The organism is Phenylobacterium sp. (assembly GCF_036502675.1).
Lineage (GTDB): Bacteria > Pseudomonadota > Alphaproteobacteria > Caulobacterales > Caulobacteraceae > Phenylobacterium.
Window position 1 is genome coordinate 12,246 of record NZ_DASXYF010000073.1, and the last position, 22,650, is coordinate 34,895.

Here is a 22,650-nt window from a genome sequence, read left to right on the forward strand (position 1 = left end):
GCGGGGCTGTGCGACAAGAACAAGATGAGAACAACAGGACCCGGGGATGAACTCCGAGCGCGAGACGGCGGGTGCGAGCCGACGCACTGCAGAACCCGCGCGCCCTCCACCACCGGCTCTTCGGCCGGCGGTCCTCGTCCCCCATCCTCTTCGGGGGAGGAGGGGGGATCAGGTCTTCGCCGCCGGCCGCTCGGCGCCGACGAAGACCACCTTCGCCCCTTTCACCACCGCCTGGCCGAGCTCGGTCACGTCCCAGTTGGTCAGCCGCACGCAGCCGTGGCTCTCGGCCTTGCCCACCCGGCGCGGGTCGGGCGTGCCGTGGATGCCGTAGGTGTCCTTGGTCAGGTCGATCCACATCACCCCCACCGGGTTGTTCGGCCCCGGCTGGATGGTAAGCTTGCCCGCCTTGGCGACGCCGAAGGTCAGCCGCGAGGGGTCGAAGGTCCAGGTCGGGTTGGGCGCGATGGTCCGCACCGCCCATTCGCCGGTGGGCGCGGGACGGTCGGACGAGCCCACCGTCGCCGGATAGACCGCCAGCAGGGCGTCGTCGGCGCCGTAGGCCCTGACCTGGCGCCCGGCCTTGTCGACCTCGATGCGCGCCACCTTGGCCGCCAGCTTCCGCTGGCCGGTGGCGGCGACGACGACCACCGTTCCCGGCTTGGCGAAGTCGGCGCCCGGGTTCAGCGCCGTCAGCAGCGCCTCGTCCATATGGAACTTCTCGGCCAGCAGCTCCGCCGGGCCCGAGAAGCCCAGCCGGGGCAGCTTGGCCATCGCCGTCGGATCCGTCGGGATCGCAGGCGTGAAAGGCCCGGCCACGTCCTCGGCGGTGATCGTGTAGTCCTGCATCGCCGGCGCCGGGTCCGCGGCGGTGAGCGCCGCCCACGCCTGGTCGTCCAGCGTCCCGTCGGCGGGCAGGCCGTGCGCCGCTTCATAGGCCGCCACCGCCTGGCGCAGGTTCTCCCCCGCCTGCCCGTCAATGACCCCGGGCGAGAAGTGCGCCCGGTCCAGCAGCACCTGGGCGCGGATCAGCGCCTGCCTGGCCACCGCGGGATCGGCCTTAGGCGGCGGCAGGCCGCTGGCGTCGATGGCCTTGGCCACCAGCGACACCGAGGCCGGCGGGGGCGGCATGGCGACGTTGGCCGCAGCGTCGCTGATCGCCGTCTCCACCGGCACGGCCTGGTCCGCGACCGCCGGGGCCTTGGCCGCCGGCCGTTCCGCCTCGCCGCCCGGCGGCGGCTCCGAACAGGCGCTCGCCACGCCGGCGACCGCCATCAGGATCGCCGCCCGCCAAATGCCCATGGACCTCGCCTCGCCGTTGCGCAGAATGCCGCTCGTGAAGCTGAAGGCCCAACCGACGTGCAGGTTCCGGGGCGCTGCGCTGGCCCTGGCGCTGGCGGCGACGCTGCCGGCCGCCTCCTGCGCGCCCCGCGCCCCCTCCCCCATCACCGCGCCCGAGACGCCGCCGGCGCGGCCTGCGCCCTCCCGCGCGCCCAACCGCTCCCCGCCGTCCGCTCCGCCCGCGCCAGCCCCGCCGCTGCGGCCCGCCGTCTGCGGCCCCGCCGCCGGCGACCCCGCCAGCGCCGCCAACGCGCTCAGCCTGAACACCTTGGCCTGGGCGCCCTTCCGCCGGCCCGAGACCGGCTGGGAGACCTACGCCCCTCTCATCGGCCAGGAGATCGGCAGCCCCTGCGCCCCGGACACCCCGGGCTTCGCCGCCGCGCTCTCCGCCTGGCAGGACGCCCAGGGCCTGCCCGGCGGCGGCCGCATGAGCGAGGCCGCCTTCCAGCGCATGAAGGCCCGCTGGCAGGACCAGCGCCCCTTCGTCCGCGCCGCCCACGGCGCCTGCCCGGCCCCGCCCGCGGAGACCACCCTGGCCCCGGCCCGGATCTCGGAAAGCTACCTGGGCAAGCCGGTGGTCATGCGGCCGGCCGTGCTCGCCGCCTACCGCCGCCTGGCGGCGGCCGCCCGCCAGGACCTGCTGGTCCGCGCCGATCCGCGCAACCTGACCATCTTCTCCGCGTACCGCAGCCCGCAGGCCGATGCCGAGCGCTGCAGGCTCGAGCGCAATTGCGACGGCGTCGGCCGCGCGACCTGCTCGCCCCACCGCACGGGCCTGGCGCTGGACCTGTTCGTCGGCGCCGCGCCGGGCTTCGGTCCCGATTCCAGCGCCGAGGCCAACCGCCGCTTCCAGTCGAAGACCGCCGTCTACCGCTGGCTGGTCCGCAACGCCGGCCGCTTCGGCTTTTCCAACTACCCCTTCGAGCCCTGGCACTGGGAGTGGACCGGCGAGGCTCCCTAGAGCCGCGGCCCTTGCAAGGCCGCCGCCCGGCCCCCTACCCTCGGCCCATGTCCGACTTCATCACGCCCCAGGGCGTCGCCCTGGCCTATGACGACATCCGCCCGGCGGGCGCCGAAAGCACGATCGTGCTGATCCACGGCTTCGCCTCCAACCGGAGAGAGGGCTGGCGGCGCACCGGCTGGTTCGCGGCCTTCGAGCGCCGGCGCATCCGCTGCGCGGCCCTCGACCAGCGCGGCCACGGGGAGAGCCAGAAGTTCTACGACCCCGCCGCCTATGCGCCCGACGCCCTGGCCGCCGACGTCGTGGCGCTCCTCGACCACCTGGAGATCGAGCGCGCCGACCTCTTCGGCTACTCCATGGGCTCGCGCACGGCCATCGCCACCGCCGCGGCCGCCCCGGACCGCGTGTCGAGCCTGATCCTCGGCGGGGTGGGCGGGCGCCTGTTCGAGCCCCGCCACCCGTCGCCCGGTCCCGGCGAGATGACCGTCGGCGAGGCCATGCTCGCCGAGGACGTGGACGCCATCCGCCCGGAGCTGATGAAGAGCTTCCGCCACTTCGCCGACGAGCAGGGCGGGGACCGCCGCGCGCTCGCCGCCTTCGTCCAGACCGAGACGCCGTCCTTCCGGCGCGAGACGCTGGCGGGTCTATCCATGCCGGTGCTGGTGCTGGCCGGGGCCCGCGACGAGGTCGCCGGCGACCCGGCGGGACTGGCGGCCGCCTTCCCCGACGGCCGCGGCGTCGCCCTGCCGGGCCTCGATCACTTCTCGGCCATTCCCCACGCCGCCACCAAGGCGACCGTCTTCGACTTCCTGGACGGCAGCCTGGATTGGGAGATGCGGTAGCTCGGGGCCGGACGCGTCAGGTCTCGGGTCTCGCGCGGGGGGCGAAGCCGGCGGCGATCACCCCGATGTTGCGGTCCATCACCTTGCTCATGGCCTCGGCGTCGGCGTTCTCGCAGGCCGCCAGCCGGTAGGTCCACACATAGGCCGATATCAGGAGGTCGGCCAGCAGGTCGAGGTCGGCCTCGGCGTCCACCTCGCCGCGGTCGCGGCCGTCGCTCAGGCAGCCGCGCAGGATGCGCCAGAGCCTGGGCGTGATCCTGCGCGGCCGACCCGCATCCTGCAACGCGCCGTCAAAGGCCGAGGATATGAAGGCCAGGAACAGGTTGGTGCGGTGCGCCTCGAACGCATAGTGGATGGCGAAGATCGACCGCAGCCGGTCGGAGGTCGAGCCGCGCAGCTTCGGCGCCACCCGGTCCAGTTCCGCGTAGAGCCCCTCCAGCCGGTCCTGCATCACGTGGTTGAGGATGTCCCGCTTGCAGGAGAAGGTGGTGAACACGCTTCCCACCGACACCTCCGCACGGCGGGCGATGCCGCGCACCGTCGTCTCCTCGTATCCGTCGGAATCGAACAGTTCACGGGCGGCGTCCAGCACCCGCTTTCGCGTCGCATCCTTTTGCTCCTGTCGCAAACTCACGCCTACCCCCGGCTGCACACGCGGCCATAAGGCGCGTAGACATTCCGTTGTTACGTGAAATAAACGCGCTTGGGAGGCAACCTAGAGTGTATGCGACAACTGGCCGCGACCGGGGATCAACCCGGACGGGCGCCCGCCATGATGACGCGGATCTGGTCCCGGGCGCGGTCCAGGACCTGCTTCTGGCTCCATTCCAGGAAGATCAGGTGGCGGAAGTTCGCCACATAGGCCTCAACCAGCATGTCGCTGCGCAGGGTGGTTTCCGGATCCTGGGACAACTCGCCGCGGGTCGCCGCAGCCTCCAGCGGGACCTCGAACAGACTGGCGATCTGTCTTCGCGGCAGGCGCGCCCGCAGGTCGGCGCCCTCCCCGGGCGCCCACGAGACGGCGATCGCCGCCCGGGCCAGCGGCAGCCGGTTTTCATAGAAGCCGTAGCCGGCGGCGAACATCCGCAGGAGGGCCTCGTCCACCGCCGAGACGTCGGCCGCAGCTTGGCGCATCGCCTCGCTGATCGCCTCCATGTCCGCGTGCACGATTTCACGGAACAGATCGGCCTTGTCGGCGAAGTTGGCGAACACCGCCCCGGTGGACATTTCGGCCGCCGCGGCGATGTCGCGAATGGTGGCGCCCTCGTATCCATGTTCGCTAAACAGCTTGCGGGCTGCGGCGAGAACGCGGTTCCGGGTCTGCTGTTTGGCGATGGCTCGGCGCGTCGGCATCCTGACCTGGGTCTGTGTCGCCGTCCGCAGGAGTTCGGAGACATGTTTCATGGCGCCACGGGCCCTGTCACCGCCGCTGCGGGCCGCGGCACGGCCCGTCGCTGCATTTCCTCGTGGGCTCCTTTGTGAACCGCCAGGCGGCCCGTCGGCTGTTCGTGCGCCATCGGAGCGAAATCCTTCTAACCTTGCCGCCCGGCCGCGTCCAAGCGAAAGCATTCATTGAGCACGTTCATTTGAACAGGGAGTCTGAGAGGGGCGCCAAGCGGGGTTATCCGAGGAAAACCGCCTTGACTGTGCGACCAAGCGTCGCAACCCCCCGGCAAGTTTGTCGGTTCTCAGAGCATTGACGATCGGAATCACGCCGGCTCAGCCACCGATGCTCATTGAACATGATCGCCGTTAACCCGCAAATGCCGCCGTGACGCCGATACCTACAAACCCTTAGACTGCAGCCATGGACCACCTCTTCCGCTTCCTCATTCCCGCCTCCCTCGCCGCCGTGGCGCTGGCGCTGGCGGCGGGCATCTACGCCCTGTTCCGCGGCGGCGATTTCGGGCGCTCCTATTCCAACAAGCTGATGCGGCTGCGGGTGGTGATGCAGGCGGTGGCGGTGGCCGTGCTGGTGGCCGCCGCCTGGTGGCGCGCGCGCGCCTGATGGTCACCCTCAACCGCATCTATACCCGCACCGGCGACGAAGGAGCCACGCGGCTCGCCAGCGGCCAGCCGGTCAGCAAGGCCTCGCTCAGGGTCGCGGCCTACGGCGACGTGGACGAGACCAACGCCTGCCTGGGCCTGGCCCGGCTGCACACAGCCGCGGACGCCGAGTTCGACGCCCTGCTGGGCCGGATCCAGAACGAGTTGTTCGACCTGGGCGCGGACCTGGCCACCCCGGCCCGGGCCGACGAGGCGGCGGGCGCGGCCCTGCGCATCCTCGACAGCCAGGTGACGCGGGTGGAGCAGGAGATCGACCGGCTGAACGAAGGCCTGCCGCCGCTGCAGTCCTTCATCCTGCCCGGCGGGACCCCGGCGGCGGCGGCCCTGCACCTGGCGCGCACCGTCTGCCGCCGGGCCGAACGGTCGCTGGTGGCCCTGGCGGAGGCGGGCGAGGCGGTGAGCCCGCCGGCGATGAAGTACCTCAACCGCCTGTCGGACCTGTTGTTCGTCGCCGCCCGCCACGCCAACGGCCGCGGCGCCGACGAGGTCTTCTGGCGCTCCGGGGCGACGCGCTGAGCGCTCAGGGCCCGGCCGGCCGGCCGATCGCCTTGCGGGCCTCGGCCGCGGCGGCCTTGTCCTCGATGGTCCGGCCGGTGATGTCGGAAATCAGCACCGGCGTGGCGCAGACCCGGCCGCCGGGATCCCACCACTTGTGCTCCTCGACCTCGCACTTCTGCGCGGGACGCACCCAGCCGAAGTGGTAGACGACGGCGACCGTGCTCAGCAGCACGAACAGCGCCAGGAAGATCAGCTTCAGCCGGTTGATCCAGTTGCTCATGGAGCGGCCTTCTAGTGCGTGACGGCCGAAAGTGGAAACGGCTTTCGCCGTGTCCCGCGACCCGAACCGCGCCGCCGCAGCCCCGGAAACGCCAGCAACGCGGCCGCCGCTCTGCACATCCATCTCGCGGCGTGCGCTTGCAAAGCTCGCCGGAACCGTTATGCCCCGCTCCCGACCCAATTTCCTTTCCAGATTTGAGGCGCTAGCGACCCATGAAAGTGTTGGTCCCGGTCAAGCGGGTGATCGATTACAACGTCAAGGCCCGGGTGAAGCCCGACCAGACGGGCGTCGACCTCGCCAACGTGAAGATGTCGATGAACCCCTTCTGCGAGATCGCGGTGGAAGAGGCGGTGCGCCTGAAGGAAAAGGGCGCGGCCGACGAGATCGTCGCCATCTCCATCGGCCCGGTGCAGGCCCAAGAGACCCTGCGCACCGCCCTGGCCATGGGCGCCGACCGCGCCATCCTGCTGCAGAGCGCCGAGGACCTCGAGCCGCTGGCCGTCGCCAAGGCGCTGGCCGCGGTGATCGCCGAGGAGAAGCCGGACCTGGTGCTGATGGGCAAGCAGGCCATCGACGGCGACAACAACGCCACCGGCCAGATGCTCTCGGCCATCCTCGGCTGGCCGCAGGCCACCTTCGCCTCGAAGATCGAGCTGGAAGCCGGCAAGGCCAAGGTCACCCGCGAGGTGGACGGCGGCCTGCAGACGCTGGAGGTCGACCTGCCGGCGATCGTCACCGCCGACCTGCGCCTCAACGAGCCGCGCTATGCGAGCCTTCCTAACATCATGAAAGCCAAGAAGAAGCCCCTCGACGTGAAGGAGGTGGGCTCGCTGGGCGCCGACCTCGCGCCGCGCCTGAAGGTGCTGAAGGTCACCGAGCCGCCGAAGCGCTCGGGCGGGGTGAAGGTGGAGTCCGCCGCCGACCTGGTGTCCAAACTCAAGACCGAAGCGGGGGTGCTCTGATGGCCGTTCTCGTCATCGCCGATCACGACAATGCGTCCTTGAAGGACAACACCCACAAGACCGTCACCGCGGCCCTGAAGCTGTCGCCCGACGTGGACGTGCTGGTGGCCGGCAAGAACGCCAAGGCCGTCGCCGACGCCGCCGCCAGGATCACCGGCGTGCGCAAGGTGCTGCTGGCCGGGAGCGACGCCCTGGGCGAGGGCGTCGCCGAGGCGATGGAGGCCCTGGTGGTCCCGCTGGTCGCCGCCTACGACGCCGTGCTGACCCCGGCCACCTCGCAGGGCAAGAACTTCAGCCCCCGCGTCGCCGCCAAGCTCGACGTGGCGCAGATCTCCGAGATCGTCGAGGTGGTCGACGCCTCCACCTTCGTGCGGCCGATCTACGCCGGCAATGCGCTGGAGACCGTGCAGTCCTCCGACGGCAAGAAGGTGATCACCGTCCGCCCCACCGCCTTCAAGGCGGCGGAGGAGGGCGGCCAGGCCCCGGTCGAGACCATCGACGCCGGCCCCGGCGCGCCCAAGACCCGCTTCGTCGACCAGCAGCTGGTCAAGTCGGTGCGCCCGGAGCTTTCCGGCGCCAGGATCGTGGTCTCCGGCGGCCGCGCCATGGGCTCGGCGGAGGAGTTCCAGCGGGTGATCGAGCCCCTGGCCGACAAGCTGGGCGCCGCGGTGGGCGCGTCCCGTGCGGCGGTGGACGCCGGCTACGCCCCCAACGACTACCAGGTCGGCCAGACCGGCAAGGTGGTGGCCCCGCAGCTCTATATCGCCATCGGCATCTCGGGCGCCATCCAGCACCTGGCCGGCATGAAGGACTCCAAGGTCATCGTCGCCATCAACAAGGACGCCGACGCGCCGATCTTCCAGGTGGCCGACTACGGCCTGGTCGCTGACTACAAGAACGCCGTGCCGGAGCTGATGGCGGCCCTGACCGCCGCCGGCAAGTAAACGGGCGCGGTCATCGCTGAAATGTGAGGGGGCGGCCCGCAGGGGCCGCCCTTCTTCGTTTCCGGGGCTGAAAGCAATCCCCAGGAGCCAGGTTCGCTGCGCCGCAGCAAAACACTTGCTGCTCCGGCCCCGTCGCATGCTAGAAAGCCGGCTTTAGTCGGTGGACCTTCGGGCCGCGCCGGATCACTTGAGGCAATTTCGGCATGGTTGCTATCAAATCCGTCGGCGTCGTCGGCGCCGGGCAGATGGGCTCTGGCATCGCCCACGTCGCAGCGCTCGGCGGCTATGACGTGCTGCTGCACGACGTCAGCGCCGATCGGATCGAGGCCGGCATCGCCAGCATCGAAAAGGCGATGGCCCGCCAGGTCAGCCGCGGACAGATCGACCAGGCCACCATGGACGCGGGCCTCGCCCGCATCCACGCCGCGCCGGAGTTGCAGAGCATCGGGGCCGTGGACATCGCCATCGAGTCCGCCACCGAGGACGAGGAGACCAAGAAGACGATCTTCAAGGCGTTGACCCCGCACCTGTCGGACACGACGCTCCTGGCCTCCAACACATCGTCGATCTCGATCACCCGGCTGGCCTCGACCACCGACCGGCCCGAGCGGTTCATCGGCCTGCACTTCATGAACCCGGTGCCGCGCATGCAGCTCGTGGAGATCATCCGCGGCATCGCCACCGACGCCGCCACCTACGAGATCGCGGTCGACTTCACCCGGTCGCTGGGCAAGACCACCGCCAACGCCGAGGACTTCCCAGCCTTCGTGGTCAACCGCATCCTGGTGCCGATGATCAACGAGGCGGTCTACACCCTCTATGAGGGCGTGGGCACCGTCGACGCCATCGACACCGCCATGCGGCTGGGCGCCAACCACCCGATGGGCCCGCTGGAGCTGGGCGACTTCATCGGCCTCGACACCATCCTTTCGATCATGAACGTGCTCTACGACGGCCTGGCTGACTCCAAGTACCGCCCCTGCCCGCTGCTCACCAAATACGTCGAGGCCGGCTGGCTCGGCCGCAAGACCGGGCGCGGTTTCTACGACTACCGCGGCGAACACCCCGTCCCGACCCGCTAGGGGCCGGCCATGAAGCCGCCGCCCATGAAGGGGTTCGCCCAGCTCAAGCCCGCCAAGCCGGCCGCCACCTACGCGGCGCCGACGCCAAAGGTCTCGCGGCAGAAGCGCGCCAAGGTGCTCACCGCCGCCGAGCGGGCCGCCTTCCTGGCCTCGCGTCCGGACCTCAACCGCAAGGGCTGATCCCATGGCCGACCCGCCGGACGAGACGCCGATCCAGCGGGCGCTGCGCCTGAAGACCGCCGCCATCGAGAGCCGGCCCAAGCCGCCGCGCGGCGGGAAATTCCAGCGCGAGCAGGCGGCCGCCGCCCGCTCGTCCTCCAAGTCCAAGCCCTGGATGTCGCGCTAGGTGATCGCCACGATCTCGACAGTCCTCCCCGCCACCACCGCCTCATCCCCCACGGCCTTGCCCAGCAGCGCCTGGGCGAGCGGCGAGATGTAGGAGACGCTGCCCGCCGCCGGCTCGGACTCGTCCTCGCCGACGATGCGGAAGCTCTGCGTCCGCCCGTCCTCCCGCTCGAAAGTCACCGTGCAGCCGAACGCCACCCGGTCCGGCCGCGCCGGCGGCGCGCGCAGCTGGGCCGAAGCACGCCGGGCGCCGTAATAGCGCAGGTCGCGGGTGGCCCGGGCCATGGCGGTGCGGTCGACGCTGACGCCGCCTTCGGCCTGGGCCGCGGAATAGGCCGCCCGCGCCGTCGCCAACGCCGCGTCGAGCTGCGCCAGTCCCTCCGGCGTGACCAGATTGGGGTGCGGCGAGATCGGCCGGTCGGGCAGGTCGGCCGCGGCGGCCTCGCTGTCCTCTTCGCGGGTGAAGGCGACGCTCATGAGGCGTTAACGCGCCAGCCGCCCGGGAGGCTCATCGCTTCTTGCCCAGCTCGGCGGCGATGTCCTTGGTCAGCCGGCCGACCTTGCGGTGCGCCGCGGTCAGCTGCTCGCGCGTCACCCCCCACCGCTTCATCCAATATTCCACGGCCTTGCGTTCGGAGAGGTCCAGCCGATCCTTGTCGATGAACCCGCGCTTGTCCTTCAGGCCCGCCATCTTCCCGCCTCCTCGAATCTGCTCCCTCCTACACCGGCGTCGGCGGCCCGGCGACCGCGGCCTGACCGGCGGCCACGACGGGTCACGGGCCGCCGGGTTCGTTTTCCCCCTTGCGGGATCGGAAACTTCGGCACAGATCGACCATCCGCAAAGTTGGGTGGCGCGACCGGCCGGCCGGAACTTGGACTGCGCGGAACTTGGACTACGGGATGGAGACGGACATGCTCAAGCAAGCCACGAACCTCGGGATCGAGCCCGCGGTCCTGAAAGAGATCTACCGGCAGATGTCGCGGATCCACCAGGTGGACCTGGCGTTGAAGGCCGGGCTGTCCAGCGGCAAGTTCCAGTTCAGCTACTGGCCGATGACCGGGCAGGAGGCGATCCCCGCCGCCATCGCCCCGCTGATCACGTCGCGCGACTACATGGTCACCATCTACCGCGGCATCCACGACCAGGTGGCCAAGGGCGTGCCGCTGAAGGGCCTGTTCGCCGAGGCCCTGGGCCGCTCCGCCGGGGTGAACAAGGGCAAGGGCGGATCGCCGCACATCTCCGATCCCAACTCCGGCTCCATGCTCACCACCGCCATCGTCGGCGGCGGCGCGCCGATCGCCACCGGCCTGGCGCTGGCCGCCCAGATGCGCGGCGAGGACCGGGTGACCATCGTCAATTTCGGCGACGGCGCCACCAGCATCGGCGCCGTCCACGAGGCGATGAACCTGGCCGGCGTCTGGAAGCTGCCGGTGATCTTCCTCTGCCAGAACAACCAGATCGGCGAGTACACGAAGATCCCCGACTATACGGCCAGCCCGGACTTCGCCGGCCGCGCCGCCGGCTACGGCTTCAAGGGCGTGAAGCTCGACGGCAACGATCCGATCGCCTTCCACAACGCCATGAAGGACATCGTCGCCGACGTCCGCGCCGGCAAGGGCCCGGTGTTCGTCGAGGCGGTGACCCTGCGCCTGGGGTCGCATTCCGGCTTCGCCGACAACGAGCTGCTCACCGCCGACGAGCTGGCGGCCGGCAAGGCCAATTGGCCGGTGCCGAAGACCCGCGCCCTGTTGCTGGAGACGGGGGTGTGCAGCGAGGCGGAGGTCGCCGCCATCGACGCCGACGCCGCCGCCGAGGTCAAGGAAGCCGTCGACTTCGCCCTGGCCGCCCCGCGGGCCGGCGAGGAGGACATGTTCGACCACGTCTACGCCGACACCGACACCATCCCCCGCCGCGGCCACTATCCCGTGCGCGAGGCCGAGAAGCCGTTCACCGGCGAGACCAAGACCCTGCAGATGTTCCAGGCGGTGAGCCAGGCCATGGACCTGGCGATGGCCGCCGACCCGGGCGTGTTCCTGCTGGGCGAGGACATCGGCGACCCGCCCGGCGGGGTGTTCAAGACCTCCGTGGGCCTGGAGACCAAGTGGGGCAAGGCCCGGGTGCGGCCGACCCCGATCGCCGAGCAGGCGATCATCGGCGCGGCCACAGGGGCGGCCCTGGTCGGCATGCGGCCGGTGGCCGAGATCATGTTCTGCGACTTCATCGGCGTGACCATGGACCAGATCGCCAACCACGCCGCCAAGCAGCGCTTCATGTCCGGCGGCGCGACCCACGTGCCGATGACCATGCGCGTGCTGGTGGCCGGCGGCCTGGGCGGCTTCGGCGCCCAGCACACCCAGTCGCTGGAGGCCTGGCTGCTGCACATCCCCGGCCTGAAGGTGGTCTATCCCTCCTCGCCGATGGAGGCCAAGGGCCTGCTCACCTCCTGCATCTTCGACGACGACCCCTGCGTGCACCTGGAGTCCATGGCGCTCAACTTCACCGCCAAGGGCGAGGTGCCGGTCGGCGACTACCGCATCCCGCTGGGCGTGGCCAAGGTCAAGCGCGAGGGGACGGACATCAGCCTGATCACCTTCGGCTGGCAGGTGAACCAGTGCCTGGGCGCCGCCGAGGACCTGGAGAAGGAGGGGATCAGCGTCGAGGTGGTCGACCTGCGCTCGCTGATGCCGCTCGACTACCACCGGGTGATCGACTCGGTGAGGAAGACCGGCCGCGGCCTGGTGGTCCACGCCGCCACGGAGTTCTGCGGCCTGGGCGCGGAGATCGCCGCCACCCTCAACGAGGAGCTGTTCGGCAAGCTGAAGGCCCCCGTGGGCCGCCTGGGCGCCGACTACATGCCGATCGGCTACTCCAACCTGATCGAAACCGCCCAGATACCCCGCAAGGCCTCCATCACCGCCCGGGTCCGGGAGATCATGAAGGGCTGAGGAGCCAACGCCCTTCTCCCCTTGCGGGAGAAGGGCGCGGCGGAGTTGAACGCCCATTGGCGTCCCGCCCGGCGCACGCCATAACGCCTCTCCGCCCCCTGAAGGAGTTCCGATGGCCTCCGGCCTCGTCGCCCTGCTGGACGATGTCGCCGCCATCGCCAAGCTCGCAGCCGCCTCGCTCGACGACATGGCCGGCGCCGCCGGCAAGGCCAGCGCCAAGGCCATGGGCGTGGTGGTGGACGACGCCGCCGTCACCCCCGGCTACGCCATGGGCTTCACCCCCGACCGCGAGCTGCCGATCGTCCTGAAGATCGCGCTGGGGTCGCTGCGCAACAAGTTCGTCTTCCTGCTGCCCGGCGCCCTGCTGCTCAGCGCCTTCGCCCCCTGGGCGGTGACGCCGCTGCTGATGATGGGCGGCGCCTATCTTTGCTTCGAGGCGACCGAAAAGGTCCTGGAGGCGACGGGCAGCCACGACCCCGTCGTGGACGCCGAGGAACTGGCCATGTCCTTCGCCGAGTTGGAGGCGGAGAAGGTGCAGGGCGCCATCCGCACCGACCTGATCCTCTCGGCCGAGATCATGGCCATCGCGCTGGCCGACGTCGCCGACCGGCCGCTGCTGATCCAGGCCGGGGCCCTGGTCGTGGTCGGCCTGCTGCTCACCGTCGGCGTCTATGGCGTCGTCGGCCTGATCGTGAAGATGGACGACATCGGGCTGCACATGGCCCGGCGGCGCGGCGCCCTCACCCGCGCCGTCGGCCGCGGCCTCGTCCAGGGCATGCCGGTGGCGCTCAGCCTGCTCTCCACCGTCGGCACCGCGGCCATGCTGTGGGTCGGCGGCGGCATCCTGGTCCACGGCCTGCACCACTTCCACCTGACGCCGATCCCGGGCCTGGTCGAAGCCCTGGCCCACCGCGCCGGAACCCTCCCGGCGCTCGGCCCCGTCGCGGCCTGGGCCGCCACGGCCACCGCCTCCGCCGTGGTGGGGGCCGTCATCGGCGGGGCGGTGGTCGCGGCGATGCGGCTCCTGCACCGGATACGCGGCCACTGACCCTGCGGGCGGGGGCGCCGCTACCGATAGCGGATCTTGCCCAGCGCCACCGCCACGTCGCGCATCAGGTCGGCGGGCTTCACCCCGGCTTTCCACTTCTCGAAGGCCATGACGTTGTCGATCCGCGCCGCCACGTGCTTCGAGGCCGCCGCCTTGCCGGAGGTGAGCCGGATCGCCAGGCCCGCGGCCAGGATCGCCGAGAGGATGGCGCGCTTGGAGTAGTGGTTCTCGTCGGCGGCCGTGTCGCCCGCCCAGCGCCAGAGGCCGTCGGCGCTCTCCCACAGCAGCCGCGCGCCCAGCGACATGTTGGGCGGCAGGGCCAGGAAGCCGGTCCAGCGGCGGGTGGCGGCCTCGTCGGTGCAGGCGGCGTCGAGCCTGGCCTCCACGGCCCGGGCGATGCGCTCGCGGATCTTCAGCGCGGCCGGATCGGCGCCCGCCAGCGCCGCCAGCGCCTGGGCGTCCTGCCGCCGGGAGAGCAGCGCCGCGAGGTCCGCCGCGCCGTGCGGCAGCAAAAGCTCGGTCTCGCCGGCGGAGAGCCCGGCTGCGCGGCCGGCCTCCAGCGCCACGGCCCTGCTCCAGCCCTTGGCGGCGATCAGCGGCAGCGCCGCGGTCAGCACCCGCTGTTCGGCGTCGCTCGCCCAGTCCGTGGTTTCGCTCATGGCGCTGTCTTAGCGCATGGCCGCCGCGGGCGGCAGCGTAACAAAAAAGTAACGAGCCTTGGCCTCGGGGGATCGGGCAAGGTCCGCCCCAAACCTCCGTCGCAAAGGCCCGCCCATCATGAACCTCAGCCTGTTCGGCGCAGCCGCCGCGGCGGCCCTGGCGCTCGCCGCGGGCGCCGACGCCGCGGACTCCGCGACCGCCGCGTCGGGCAGCACGGCCGCCGACCTCTCCAAGGCCCCCCGCATGGGACCCTGGGGCTTCGACGCCTCGGGCCGCAACCTGGCGGTGAAGCCGGGGGACGACTTCTACGACTATGCCAACGGGACCTATGTCGAGACGCTGCAGATCCCCGCCGACCGGGCGCGCTTCGGCGCCTTCGACCGGCTGGGCGACCTGTCGCAGGCGCGCATGCGCGCGGTGCTGGAGAAGGCCGCCACCGACAAGGCCGCCAGCGGCGAGACCGCGCAGATCGGCGCCCTCTACCGCACCTTCCTGGACGAACGCCGGATCGAGGCCCTGGGCGCCAAGCCGCTCGCCCCGGGCCTGGCCGCCATCCGCGCGGCCAGGACCCGCAGCGACCTGGCCAGGCTGATGGGCCGCTCGGTCCACGGCTTCGGCGGCTCGTTCTTCAGCGCCCAGGTCTACGACGACGCCAAGGACCCGATGCGTTACGTGGTCTACCTCGGCCAGGCGGGCCTGGGCCTGCCCGACCGCGACTACTACCTGGAGCCGCGTTTCGCCACACAGAAGGCGGCCTACCAGGCCTATGTCGCCCAGATGCTGCAGCTGGCCGGGTGGCCGGGCGCGGACGAGGCGGCCAAGGCCATCGTCGCCATGGAGACCGGGATCGCCCAGGCCTCCTGGACCCGGGTCGACCGGCGCGACGACGAGAAGACCTACAATCCCGTCGAGACCGCGGGGCTGGCGACGCTGGCGCCCGGCTTCGACTGGACGGCCTTCCTGGAGGGCGCGGGCCTGTCCGGCGTCAAGCGGGTGATCGCCCAGGAGAACACCGCCTTCCCGAAGATCGCCGCCATCTACGCCAGGACCCCGGTGGAGACGCTGAAGGCCTGGTCGGCCTTCAACCTGGCCGACAACGCCGCCCCCTTCCTGCCCGCGAGCTTCGATGCGGCCCACTACGCGTTCCGCGACAAGACCCTCTCCGGCCAGCCGCAGCAGAAGCCCCGCTGGAAGCGCGGCGTGGTGCTGGTGGACGCCCAGATCGGCGAGGCGCTCGGCAAGGTCTATGTCGAGGCCTACTTCCCGCCCGAGAGCAAGGCCAAGATGCAGGCCCTGGTGGGCGACATCCGCACGGCCATGAAGGGCCGCCTCCAGAAGGTGACCTGGATGAGCCCGGCCACCAAGGCCAAGGCCCTGGAGAAGATGGGCAAGTTCAACGTCAAGATCGGCTACCCCGACAAGTGGCGCGACTACAGCGGCCTGGTGATCAAGGACGGCGACCTCTACGGCGACGTGGAGCGGGCCATCGACTTCGACTGGCGCTTCCGGACCGGCCGGCTCGGCGGGCCGGTGGACCGCGGCGAGTGGGGCATGACGCCGCCGACCATCAACGCCTACTACTCGCCCACCAAGAACGAGATCGTGTTCCCGGCGGCCATCCTGCAGCCGCCGTTCTTCGACCCCGACGGCGACCCGGCGGTCAACTACGGCGGCATCGGCGGGGTGATCGGCCACGAGATCACCCACGGCTTCGACGACCAGGGTCGCAAGTCGGACGGCGACGGCCGGCTCACCGACTGGTGGACGGCGGAGGACGCCGCCAAGTTCCAGGCCCAGGCCGCCAGGCTGGGCAAGCAGTACTCGGCGGTCGAGCCGCTGCCCGGCGCCCACATCAACGGCGACCTGACCATGGGCGAGAACATCGCCGACCTGGGGGGCCTGCTGCTGGCGCTCGACGCCTACCACCTGTCGCTGGGCGGCAGGCCCGCGCCGGTGATCGACGGCCTGACGGGCGACCAGCGGGTGTTCCTGGGGTGGGCGCAGGTGTGGCGCGGCAAGAACCGCGACGAGATGCTGCGCAAGCAGCTGGTCAGCGACCCGCACTCGCCACCGCACTATCGGGTCGACCTGCCGGCGCGCAACATCGACGCCTTCTACGAGGCCTTCGGGGTCAAGCCCGGCGACAAGATGTACCTGCCGCCGGACCAGCGGGTGCGGATCTGGTGAGGGCGGCTGGAGGGAGACCGTGGACAAAGATCGGGGCGCCCTCGACACAACGGCGGATCGTGAGGGGCGCGATTCGCCAACCGCACCCGCAATCCTTACCTCCAGCCGATGCGCGCCTTCGCCGAACTGCTGGACCGCCTGTCGCTGACGGCCTCGCGCAACGCCAAGCTGACGCTGGTGCGGGACTACCTGGCCCAGACGCCGGACCCGGACCGGGGCTGGGCGCTGGCGGCGCTGACCGGCGACCTGGTGTTCGACGCCGCCAAGCCCGCCTTCATCCGCAAGGCCATCGAGGCGCGGATGGACCCGATCCTGTTCCGCTGGTCCTACGACTTCGTGGGCGACCTGGCCGAGACCGTGGCCCTGGCCTGGCCCGCCCGGCCCGGCGCCAACCGCGAGCCTGAGCTCTCCGAAGTGGTCGACGCCCTGCGCGGCGCGACGCGGGCGGAGACGCCCCGGCTGATCGAGGACTGGCTCGACGCCCTGAGCTCGACGGGGCGCTGGGCGCTGCTGAAGCTGATGACCGGCGGCCTGCGGGTCGGGGTCTCGGCGCGGCTGGCCAAGCAGGCCGCCGCCGGCCTGGGCGGGGTGGAGGTGAGCCAGGTGGAGGAGGTGTGGCACGCCCTGCATCCGCCCTATGAGGACCTGTTCGCCTGGCTGGAGGGCCGCTCCGACCGGCCGTCGGCCGACGCCCCGGGCCGCTTCCGACCGGCCATGCTGGCCCAGGCGATCGATGAGGCCGTCGACTTCGCCAAGCTCGACCCCGCCGACTACGCCGCCGAATGGAAGTGGGACGGCATCCGGGTGCAGGCGGTGAACGAGGAGGGCGTGCGCCGGCTCTACACCCGCAACGGCGACGACATCTCCCACAGCTTCGACGACGTGCTGCACACCCTGGAGTTCGAGGGCGCCGTAGACGGCGAGCTGATCGTGCTGCGCGGGGGCAGGCTGGCCAGCTTCGGCGACCTGCAGCAGCGGCTGAACCGCAAGACCGTCGACGCCAAGACCATGGTCCGCTACCCGGCCGCCATCCGCGCCTACGACCTGCTGGCCGAGAACGGCGAGGACCTGCGCACCCTGCCCTTCGCCGAGCGGCGCCGCCGGCTGGAGGCGCTGGTCGCCGCGCAGGATTCGCCGCGGCTGGACCTGTCGCCGCTGCAGCCGTTCGAGAGCTGGAAAGAGCTGGCCGAGCTGCGCGCCGCCCCGCCGGCCGGCGACCCGCAGCTGGCCGAGGGGCTGATGCTGAAGCGGTGGGACTCGATCTACGAGGCGGGCCGGCCGCGCGGGCCCTGGTTCAAGTGGAAGCGCGACCCGTTCCTGATCGACGCGGTGCTGATGTACGCCCAGCGCGGGCACGGCAAGCGGTCGAGCTTCTATTCCGACTACACCTTCGGCGTCTGGACGGACGACGGCGTGGGCCAGCGGGCGCTGACCCCGGTGGGCAAGGCCTATTTCGGCTTCACCGACGAGGAGCTGAAGGAGCTCGACCGCTTCGTGCGCGACCACACGATGGAGCGGTTCGGGCCGGTGCGGGCGGTGCGGGCCGACCAGACCTTCGGCCTGGTGTTCGAGGTGGCGTTCGAGGGGCTGCAGCGCTCGACGCGGCACAAGTCCGGGGTGGCCATGCGCTTTCCCAGGATCAACCGCATCCGCTGGGACAAGCCCGCGCGGGACGCCGACGAACTGGCGACGCTGGAGCGGATGCTGGCGCAGACGGAGGTGTGAGGGGGGCTGCTGAGATCCACCCTCACCCCGCCGCGCGCGCCTCCGGCGCCTTGATGCGGCGGGCGGCGAGCCACCAGGCGACGGCGGCCTGGACGGCGCCAGAGATCAGGCTGAGGCCGGGCGGGCCGGGGAGCGGGGCGAACAGCACGCCGCCGCCGTGGCCGCCCATGTTCCCCAGGATCCCGCCGGCCAGGTAGAGCAGCGCCAAGGTCAGGACGGCGCCGAAGTCGCCCCGCTGCGGTCTGGGCCCGAAGCGGTGGAAGGCGATGACGCCCAGGTCGCGGAGCATGAAGGCCATCAGGCCCGCCGCCTGCCAGAGCTGGGGGCCGATCTCCCAATGGCCGGTGATTGCGGCGGTGGCGAAGGCCTTGGCGGTCAGGAGGACGGCCAGGACCACCGGCCAGATGGCGGCCGGCGCCAGGCGGAGCGCCCGGGTCCACGCCCGGTGGGCGACGGAGGAGGCGAACAGCCGCAGGCGCACCCGGTCGGCGGGCTCGGCGAAGGCCGCGGCGTAGGCGCACAGCGCGCAGACCAGGGCGCCCGTCAGCTGGGCGGCGGGGAGGCCGCCGCCGGGATAGACCAGGCCGCCGGTGAAGGCCGCCAGGAACACCAGGAACGCCGGCCAGACCAGCGGCGCGTTCTGCATCTGCAGCTCCAGCCGCATCAGCCGCCAGGCGCCAGCCAGCGCCCAGGCCGCAAAGGCCGCCGCGGCGGCCAGGCGGAAGCCGGAGGCCGGGACCACCAGCCCCCACCAAGCCACGTCGCCCCTGGAAGAGAACAGCCGCGACAGGTCGCTGAGCCCCGCCCCGTGCTGGAAGCCTTCGGAGGTGGCGACCCCGAACAGCAGCACGACGCCGATCAAGAGGCCCCCGGCCACGCCGGCGCTGCGGGCGGTGCGGCCCTCGGCTCTCGCCTTGCGCACGCCGATCAGGGCGGCGGCCATGCAGATAGCCTGCACCAGCAGCGCCAGCGCGACCATGAACAGCGGAGTGGTCACCGCGTCCGGCCGTTCCCGCCAGGCCAGGGAGACGCCGACCATGGCGAGGCCGGTGAGGGCGCAGAGCCAGGCGAGGCTGGCCGCGCCGAACAGCTTGCCCCAGGTCATCGACCAAGGGTCGAGGGCGCTCAGCCGCTGGAAATCCCAGGTGCGGTCGCCGATCTCGTTGAGCACCGAGCCGCCCGCGGCGCGGGCGCCCCAGATCAGGCCGCAGGCGCCGAACACCACGACGCCGGCCGTGCCCAGCGCCGCCCCCAGCAGCTCCGGCGCACGCGCGCTGCTGAGCGCCGTCAGCCCGTAGATCACCCCCAGAGCCACGCCCGCCCAGGCGATCCGCCCAGGGGCGGCCTCCAGCCAGAGGTTGCGTTCGAACTCCGGGTTCATCGCGGCGCCTGCGCCATGTAGGCGTCCTCCAGGGTGCGGGTGACCGGCTGGTAGGCGCAGACCCGCAGGTCGGCCCTCACCAGGCGGGCCAGCAGGGCGGCGGCGTCCTCGCCCGGCGCCAGCGCGATCAGCACCGCATCGCCGGTGCGCCGCTCGACGGCGACGCCCAGGGCGGCCAGCCGGGCCTCCAGGTCCGGCGGCGGGTCGGCGAAGGTCGCCGTCACCCGCGCCTCGTCGCGCGCCGCGGCCGCCACCATGCCGCCGCCGGCCACCCGGCCGTCGCGGATCATCAGCATGCGGGTGGAGTAGTCCTCCAGCTCGGCCAGGATGTGCGAAGAGACGACGATGGTCATGCCCTCGCCCGACAGCTTGAGGATCAGATCCGACAGGCTGCGCCGCGCCTCGGGGTCGAGGCCGGCCGCCGGCTCGTCGAGCAGCAGGGCGCGGGGCTGGTGGACGATGGTCTGGGCGATAGCCAGCCGCTGGCGCAGGCCGCGCGACAGCTCGCCGGCCCGCTGGTCCAGCCGGTCGTCCAGCTGAACCCGCGCCGCCGCCCGGGCGACCGCCGCCTCCACCGCCTCCGGCGCCACCCCGCGCGAGCGGGCGGCGTAGACCAGCGACCGGCGGATGCTGAGCTCGTCGTAGAGGCCGAAGAAGTCCGGCTGGTAGCCGATGGCCGCATGCACCCCGCGGGGATCCGCCTGCGCATCCAGCCCCGCCACCCGGATCACGCCCTCGGTCGGCGTGTCGAGCGCCGCGATGCAGCGCATCAGCGTGGACTTGCCCGCCCCGTTGGGCCCCACCAGCGCCAGCACCATGCCGGGCTCGGCGGTGAAGGAGACGCCGTGCAGGGCGCGCTGGGTCGGGTAGTCGTAGACCACGCCCACGACTTCGATGGTGGCGGGTCCGCTCATGCCGGCAGGGCCTCCGCCGCCAGGAACCGGGCGAGGTCGCCGCCGCGGAACAGCAGGCCGCGGACCCCGGCCCTCAGCGCCGCCTCCAGGTCGGCCGGCTTGTCGCCCACCATCACCGAGCGCGCCCGGTCCACCGGCCATTCAGCCAGCGCCCGCAGCAGCATGCCCGGATTGGGCTTGCGGTCCGGCGGGTCGGGGTGGCGATAGGCGGCGAGCGTCGCGTCCGGATGCTGCGGGCAGTAGTAGAAGGCGTCGATCCGCGCGCCCTCCCCGGCCAGGGCCTGGCGCATCCGCGCGTGCAGGGCGTGCATCTCGGCCTCGCTGTAATAGCCGCGGCCGATGCCCGACTGGTTGGTGACCACGAAGACCAGCCAGCCCGCCTGGTTGAACGCCCGCACCGCCGCCATGGCGCCGGGGATCCAGTGGAAGTCCTCCCAGCGGTGGACATAGCCGTGGTCCTCGTTGAGCACGCCGTCGCGGTCGAGGAACAGCGCCGGGCGCTGGCGGGATTCGGCGTCATCCTGGGGCACGAGCGGCAATATAGCCGCGCCGCGTCCGTCCGGCGCGCGGATTCCGCGGCGAGACAGCACGCGCCCCCGCCGCGAACTGCGGCTATGCTGGTCGCCAGTCCCATCGCCTGCGAGGTCCGCGTGGCCGAACCCGTCCTGTCGCTGCAAGACCTGAAGGTCGATTTCGCGACCCACGACCGCACCGTCCAGGCCGTCCGCGGCGTGTCGCTGTCGATCCCCCGCGGCGAGACGCTGGGGGTGGTGGGCGAGAGCGGATCGGGCAAGAGCCAGACCTTCATGGCGGTGATGGGCCTGCTGGCCGGCAACGGCCGGGCCTCGGGCTCGGCCCGGTTCCTGGGCACGGAGCTGCTGGGGCTGAAGCCCAAGGCGCTGAACGAGATCCGCGGCTCCAAGATGACCATGATCTTCCAGGACCCGCTGACGGCGCTGACCCCGCATGTGCGGATCGGCGAGCAGATCGCCGAGCCGCTGCGCCTGCACCTGGGCCTCTCCGGCGAAGCGGCGGCGAAGCGGGCGCGGGAATGGCTGGACAAGGTGCGGATCCCCGACGCGGCCCGGCGGATGCGGCAGTATCCGCACGAGCTCAGCGGCGGCATGCGCCAGCGGGTGATGATCGCCGCGGCCATGGCCGGCGGCCCCGAGCTGCTGATCGCCGACGAGCCCACCACCGCCCTCGACGTCACCGTCCAGGCGGAGATCCTCGACCTGATGGCCGACCTGCAGCGGGAGACGGGGACGGCGATGGTGCTGATCACCCACGACATGGGGGTGATCGCCCGGCTGGCCGACCGGGTCTGCGTGATGAAGGACGGGGCCTATGTGGAGGAGGGCGACGTGGAGACCCTCTTCGCCCGCCCGAAGACCGACTACACCAAGGTCCTGCTGGCGGCGATCCCGCGCCTGGACCGGTCCGACCGCGGGGGCCGGCCGACCCTGGCGCCCGTGCCGGCGGGGGCGCCCGTCGTGGCCGAGGCGCGCGACATGAAGGTCTGGTTCCCGATGCGCGACGGGGCGTTCGGGGCGCCGAAGACGCTCAGGGCCGTGGACGGGGTGTCCTTCACGGTGCGCCAGGGCGAGACCCTGGGCGTGGTGGGGGAGAGCGGCTCGGGCAAGTCGACCCTGGCCCGCGCCGTGCTGCGGCTGATCCCGCCCACCGCCGGGGCCGTGACGCTGATGGGCCGCGACATCACCGCCGCCGACAAACATGAGATGCGGGCCGCGCGGAAGGACCTGCAGATCGTCTTCCAGGACCCCCTGGCCAGCCTCGACCCGAGGGCGACGGTCGGCGACTCCATCGCCGAGCCGCTGCGCGTCTACCGGCCGCAGGCCGGCCGGGCCGAGCGGGAGGCCGAGGCGCGGGCGATGATGGCCAAGGTCGAGCTCGATCCCGGCCTGATCAACCGCTATCCGCACGAGCTGTCCGGTGGGCAGAACCAGCGGGTCGGCATCGCCCGGGCGATGATCCTGAAGCCCCGGCTGGTGATCTGCGACGAGGCGGTCTCGGCCCTCGACGTCTCGGTGCGCGCCCAGATCATCGACCTCTTGATCGAGTTGCAGCAGGAGATGGGGCTGGCGATGATCTTCATCAGCCACGACCTGGCGGTGGTGCGCGAGATCAGCCACCGGGTGCTGGTGCTGTACATGGGCCGGGTGATGGAGCTGGCCGACCGCGACCAGCTCTATGCCGCGCCGCAGCACCCCTACACCCGGGCGCTGCTCTCCGCCGCGCCGATCCCCGACCCCGTGCGGGAGCGCAACCGGGTGCGGATCAAGCTGGCGGGCGAGCCGCCCAGCCCGATGGACCCGCGCTCGGCCCTGCGCTTCCTGCCCTCGCGGCTGCCGGTCGACCCGACCGCGCCGATCTACGTGCCTGAGCTGCGCGAGGCCGCGCCGGGGCACCTGGTGTCGGAGTTCGACCCGCCGGCCGGCGCGGTCTGAGC

The 22,650-nt window shown here is 71.7% G+C and carries 24 protein-coding genes; 14 read left to right on the forward strand and 10 right to left on the reverse strand.

Features of this window, described 5'->3' with window-relative positions:
- Window positions 1–168 precede the first annotated feature (168 nt).
- Window positions 169–1,299, reverse strand: a complete 1,131-nt coding sequence (locus tag VGL30_RS08615) for a L,D-transpeptidase (protein WP_331538898.1) — start codon at window positions 1,297–1,299, stop codon at window positions 169–171.
- Window positions 1,300–1,324: 25 nt separating this feature from the next.
- Between VGL30_RS08615 and VGL30_RS08620 the strand changes: the two genes are divergently transcribed.
- Together VGL30_RS08620 and VGL30_RS08625 are read left to right on the forward strand one after the other, a co-directional pair.
- Complete coding sequence (locus VGL30_RS08620; protein ID WP_331538900.1) at window positions 1,325–2,299, forward strand: M15 family metallopeptidase; 975 nt, start codon at window positions 1,325–1,327, stop codon at window positions 2,297–2,299.
- Window positions 2,300–2,346: 47 nt separating this feature from the next.
- Complete coding sequence (locus VGL30_RS08625; protein WP_331538902.1) at window positions 2,347–3,141, forward strand: alpha/beta hydrolase; 795 nt, start codon at window positions 2,347–2,349, stop codon at window positions 3,139–3,141.
- 16 nt (window positions 3,142–3,157) lie between these two features.
- Here the strand turns inward: VGL30_RS08625 and VGL30_RS08630 are convergent, their stop codons facing one another.
- Together VGL30_RS08630 and VGL30_RS08635 are read right to left on the reverse strand one after the other, a co-directional pair.
- Window positions 3,158–3,775, reverse strand: a complete 618-nt coding sequence (locus VGL30_RS08630) for a TetR/AcrR family transcriptional regulator (protein ID WP_331538904.1) — start codon at window positions 3,773–3,775, stop codon at window positions 3,158–3,160.
- Window positions 3,776–3,891: 116 nt separating this feature from the next.
- The gene (locus VGL30_RS08635) at window positions 3,892–4,494 is read right to left on the reverse strand and encodes a TetR/AcrR family transcriptional regulator (protein WP_331538906.1); all 603 of its coding nucleotides are present in this window, start codon (window positions 4,492–4,494) and stop codon (window positions 3,892–3,894) included.
- Between the two features lie 454 nt (window positions 4,495–4,948).
- On the opposite strand from VGL30_RS08635, the gene VGL30_RS08640 reads away from it, so the two are divergent.
- Both VGL30_RS08640 and VGL30_RS08645 read left to right on the forward strand, forming a co-directional pair.
- A complete protein-coding gene (locus VGL30_RS08640) occupies window positions 4,949–5,149 on the forward strand; it encodes a twin transmembrane helix small protein (RefSeq protein WP_331538908.1) in 201 nt (66 codons plus the stop codon).
- Window positions 5,149–5,724, forward strand: a complete 576-nt coding sequence (locus VGL30_RS08645; protein ID WP_331539035.1) for a cob(I)yrinic acid a,c-diamide adenosyltransferase — start codon at window positions 5,149–5,151, stop codon at window positions 5,722–5,724. Before VGL30_RS08640 ends, VGL30_RS08645 begins: the two co-directional genes overlap by 1 nt.
- A 4-nt stretch (window positions 5,725–5,728) precedes the next feature.
- Here VGL30_RS08645 and VGL30_RS08650 read toward each other — a convergent pair whose 3' ends face one another.
- Window positions 5,729–5,986, reverse strand: a complete 258-nt coding sequence (locus VGL30_RS08650; RefSeq protein ID WP_331538910.1) for a hypothetical protein — start codon at window positions 5,984–5,986, stop codon at window positions 5,729–5,731.
- Window positions 5,987–6,198: 212 nt separating this feature from the next.
- Here VGL30_RS08650 and VGL30_RS08655 point away from each other — a divergent pair, with 212 nt between their 5' ends.
- From VGL30_RS08655 to VGL30_RS08675, 5 genes are all read left to right on the forward strand, one after another.
- The gene (locus tag VGL30_RS08655) at window positions 6,199–6,948 is read left to right on the forward strand and encodes an electron transfer flavoprotein subunit beta/FixA family protein (RefSeq protein ID WP_331538912.1); all 750 of its coding nucleotides are present in this window, start codon (window positions 6,199–6,201) and stop codon (window positions 6,946–6,948) included.
- The gene (locus tag VGL30_RS08660; RefSeq protein ID WP_331538914.1) at window positions 6,948–7,892 is read left to right on the forward strand and encodes an electron transfer flavoprotein subunit alpha/FixB family protein; all 945 of its coding nucleotides are present in this window, start codon (window positions 6,948–6,950) and stop codon (window positions 7,890–7,892) included. Before VGL30_RS08655 ends, VGL30_RS08660 begins: the two co-directional genes overlap by 1 nt.
- Before the next feature lie 203 nt (window positions 7,893–8,095).
- A complete protein-coding gene (locus VGL30_RS08665; protein WP_331538916.1) occupies window positions 8,096–8,974 on the forward strand; it encodes a 3-hydroxybutyryl-CoA dehydrogenase in 879 nt (292 codons plus the stop codon).
- A gap of 9 nt (window positions 8,975–8,983) precedes the next feature.
- Window positions 8,984–9,154, forward strand: a complete 171-nt coding sequence (locus tag VGL30_RS08670) for a hypothetical protein (RefSeq protein ID WP_331538918.1) — start codon at window positions 8,984–8,986, stop codon at window positions 9,152–9,154.
- Between the two features lie 4 nt (window positions 9,155–9,158).
- A complete protein-coding gene (locus VGL30_RS08675) occupies window positions 9,159–9,320 on the forward strand; it encodes a hypothetical protein (RefSeq protein ID WP_331538920.1) in 162 nt (53 codons plus the stop codon).
- Here VGL30_RS08675 and greA read toward each other — a convergent pair.
- Both greA and VGL30_RS08685 read right to left on the reverse strand, forming a co-directional pair.
- On the reverse strand, window positions 9,317–9,796 hold the full coding sequence (gene greA, locus VGL30_RS08680; RefSeq protein ID WP_331538922.1) for a transcription elongation factor GreA: 480 nt from the start codon (window positions 9,794–9,796) through the stop codon (window positions 9,317–9,319). The genes VGL30_RS08675 and greA overlap by 4 nt on opposite strands.
- 31 nt (window positions 9,797–9,827) lie before the next feature.
- Window positions 9,828–10,010: a DUF3606 domain-containing protein gene (locus VGL30_RS08685; RefSeq protein ID WP_331538924.1), complete on the reverse strand. Its 183-nt coding sequence runs from the start codon at window positions 10,008–10,010 to the stop codon at window positions 9,828–9,830.
- Window positions 10,011–10,231: 221 nt separating this feature from the next.
- On the opposite strand from VGL30_RS08685, the gene VGL30_RS08690 reads away from it, so the two are divergent.
- Both VGL30_RS08690 and VGL30_RS08695 read left to right on the forward strand, forming a co-directional pair.
- Entirely contained in the window at window positions 10,232–12,265 is a 2,034-nt protein-coding gene (locus VGL30_RS08690; protein WP_331538927.1) for an alpha-ketoacid dehydrogenase subunit alpha/beta, read from the forward strand.
- A 112-nt stretch (window positions 12,266–12,377) separates the two neighbouring features.
- A complete protein-coding gene (locus tag VGL30_RS08695) occupies window positions 12,378–13,313 on the forward strand; it encodes a DUF808 domain-containing protein (protein ID WP_331538929.1) in 936 nt (311 codons plus the stop codon).
- A gap of 20 nt (window positions 13,314–13,333) precedes the next feature.
- On the opposite strand, the gene VGL30_RS08700 is transcribed toward VGL30_RS08695, so the two are convergent.
- Complete coding sequence (locus VGL30_RS08700; protein WP_331538932.1) at window positions 13,334–13,972, reverse strand: COQ9 family protein; 639 nt, start codon at window positions 13,970–13,972, stop codon at window positions 13,334–13,336.
- A 118-nt stretch (window positions 13,973–14,090) separates the two neighbouring features.
- Here VGL30_RS08700 and VGL30_RS08705 point away from each other — a divergent pair, with 118 nt between their 5' ends.
- Both VGL30_RS08705 and VGL30_RS08710 read left to right on the forward strand, forming a co-directional pair.
- Window positions 14,091–16,160: a M13 family metallopeptidase gene (locus VGL30_RS08705; protein WP_331538934.1), complete on the forward strand. Its 2,070-nt coding sequence runs from the start codon at window positions 14,091–14,093 to the stop codon at window positions 16,158–16,160.
- Window positions 16,161–16,268: 108 nt separating this feature from the next.
- Window positions 16,269–17,885 (forward strand): cisplatin damage response ATP-dependent DNA ligase, encoded by a 1,617-nt coding sequence (locus VGL30_RS08710; RefSeq protein ID WP_331538936.1) that lies wholly within the window; start codon window positions 16,269–16,271, stop codon window positions 17,883–17,885.
- A 22-nt stretch (window positions 17,886–17,907) separates the two neighbouring features.
- Here VGL30_RS08710 and VGL30_RS08715 read toward each other — a convergent pair whose 3' ends face one another.
- Genes VGL30_RS08715 through VGL30_RS08725 form a run of 3 tightly spaced genes read right to left on the reverse strand, consistent with a single transcriptional unit; the run spans window position 17,908 to window position 20,710 of the window.
- Window positions 17,908–19,266 (reverse strand): hypothetical protein, encoded by a 1,359-nt coding sequence (locus tag VGL30_RS08715; protein ID WP_331538938.1) that lies wholly within the window; start codon window positions 19,264–19,266, stop codon window positions 17,908–17,910.
- Entirely contained in the window at window positions 19,263–20,180 is a 918-nt protein-coding gene (locus tag VGL30_RS08720) for an ABC transporter ATP-binding protein (RefSeq protein WP_331538940.1), read from the reverse strand. The genes VGL30_RS08715 and VGL30_RS08720 overlap by 4 nt, the downstream gene beginning before the upstream one ends.
- The gene (locus tag VGL30_RS08725) at window positions 20,177–20,710 is read right to left on the reverse strand and encodes an HAD family hydrolase (RefSeq protein ID WP_331538943.1); all 534 of its coding nucleotides are present in this window, start codon (window positions 20,708–20,710) and stop codon (window positions 20,177–20,179) included. Before VGL30_RS08725 ends, VGL30_RS08720 begins: the two co-directional genes overlap by 4 nt.
- 84 nt (window positions 20,711–20,794) lie before the next feature.
- Here VGL30_RS08725 and VGL30_RS08730 point away from each other — a divergent pair, with 84 nt between their 5' ends.
- Window positions 20,795–22,648, forward strand: coding sequence for a dipeptide ABC transporter ATP-binding protein (locus VGL30_RS08730; RefSeq protein WP_331538945.1), 1,854 nt, complete (start codon window positions 20,795–20,797; stop codon window positions 22,646–22,648).
- Window positions 22,649–22,650 lie beyond the last annotated feature (2 nt).

What these genes read in the sequence shown, in the direction of transcription:
- VGL30_RS08615 (WP_331538898.1), bottom strand. Translation starts at nt 1,299, where the DNA reads ATGGGCATTTGGCGGGCGGCGATCCTGATGGCGGTCGCCGGCGTGGCG.
- VGL30_RS08620 (WP_331538900.1), top strand. Translation starts at nt 1,325, where the DNA reads ATGCCGCTCGTGAAGCTGAAGGCCCAACCGACGTGCAGGTTCCGGGGC.
- VGL30_RS08625 (WP_331538902.1), top strand. Translation starts at nt 2,347, where the DNA reads ATGTCCGACTTCATCACGCCCCAGGGCGTCGCCCTGGCCTATGACGAC.
- VGL30_RS08635 (WP_331538906.1), bottom strand. Translation starts at nt 4,494, where the DNA reads ATGCCGACGCGCCGAGCCATCGCCAAACAGCAGACCCGGAACCGCGTT.
- VGL30_RS08640 (WP_331538908.1), top strand. Translation starts at nt 4,949, where the DNA reads ATGGACCACCTCTTCCGCTTCCTCATTCCCGCCTCCCTCGCCGCCGTG.
- VGL30_RS08645 (WP_331539035.1), top strand. Translation starts at nt 5,149, where the DNA reads ATGGTCACCCTCAACCGCATCTATACCCGCACCGGCGACGAAGGAGCC.
- VGL30_RS08650 (WP_331538910.1), bottom strand. Translation starts at nt 5,986, where the DNA reads ATGAGCAACTGGATCAACCGGCTGAAGCTGATCTTCCTGGCGCTGTTC.
- VGL30_RS08655 (WP_331538912.1), top strand. Translation starts at nt 6,199, where the DNA reads ATGAAAGTGTTGGTCCCGGTCAAGCGGGTGATCGATTACAACGTCAAG.
- VGL30_RS08660 (WP_331538914.1), top strand. Translation starts at nt 6,948, where the DNA reads ATGGCCGTTCTCGTCATCGCCGATCACGACAATGCGTCCTTGAAGGAC.
- VGL30_RS08665 (WP_331538916.1), top strand. Translation starts at nt 8,096, where the DNA reads ATGGTTGCTATCAAATCCGTCGGCGTCGTCGGCGCCGGGCAGATGGGC.
- VGL30_RS08670 (WP_331538918.1), top strand. Translation starts at nt 8,984, where the DNA reads ATGAAGCCGCCGCCCATGAAGGGGTTCGCCCAGCTCAAGCCCGCCAAG.
- VGL30_RS08675 (WP_331538920.1), top strand. Translation starts at nt 9,159, where the DNA reads ATGGCCGACCCGCCGGACGAGACGCCGATCCAGCGGGCGCTGCGCCTG.
- greA (WP_331538922.1), bottom strand. Translation starts at nt 9,796, where the DNA reads ATGAGCGTCGCCTTCACCCGCGAAGAGGACAGCGAGGCCGCCGCGGCC.
- VGL30_RS08685 (WP_331538924.1), bottom strand. Translation starts at nt 10,010, where the DNA reads ATGGCGGGCCTGAAGGACAAGCGCGGGTTCATCGACAAGGATCGGCTG.
- VGL30_RS08690 (WP_331538927.1), top strand. Translation starts at nt 10,232, where the DNA reads ATGCTCAAGCAAGCCACGAACCTCGGGATCGAGCCCGCGGTCCTGAAA.
- VGL30_RS08695 (WP_331538929.1), top strand. Translation starts at nt 12,378, where the DNA reads ATGGCCTCCGGCCTCGTCGCCCTGCTGGACGATGTCGCCGCCATCGCC.
- VGL30_RS08700 (WP_331538932.1), bottom strand. Translation starts at nt 13,972, where the DNA reads ATGAGCGAAACCACGGACTGGGCGAGCGACGCCGAACAGCGGGTGCTG.
- VGL30_RS08705 (WP_331538934.1), top strand. Translation starts at nt 14,091, where the DNA reads ATGAACCTCAGCCTGTTCGGCGCAGCCGCCGCGGCGGCCCTGGCGCTC.
- VGL30_RS08710 (WP_331538936.1), top strand. Translation starts at nt 16,269, where the DNA reads ATGCGCGCCTTCGCCGAACTGCTGGACCGCCTGTCGCTGACGGCCTCG.
- VGL30_RS08715 (WP_331538938.1), bottom strand. Translation starts at nt 19,266, where the DNA reads ATGAACCCGGAGTTCGAACGCAACCTCTGGCTGGAGGCCGCCCCTGGG.
- VGL30_RS08720 (WP_331538940.1), bottom strand. Translation starts at nt 20,180, where the DNA reads ATGAGCGGACCCGCCACCATCGAAGTCGTGGGCGTGGTCTACGACTAC.
- VGL30_RS08730 (WP_331538945.1), top strand. Translation starts at nt 20,795, where the DNA reads ATGCTGGTCGCCAGTCCCATCGCCTGCGAGGTCCGCGTGGCCGAACCC.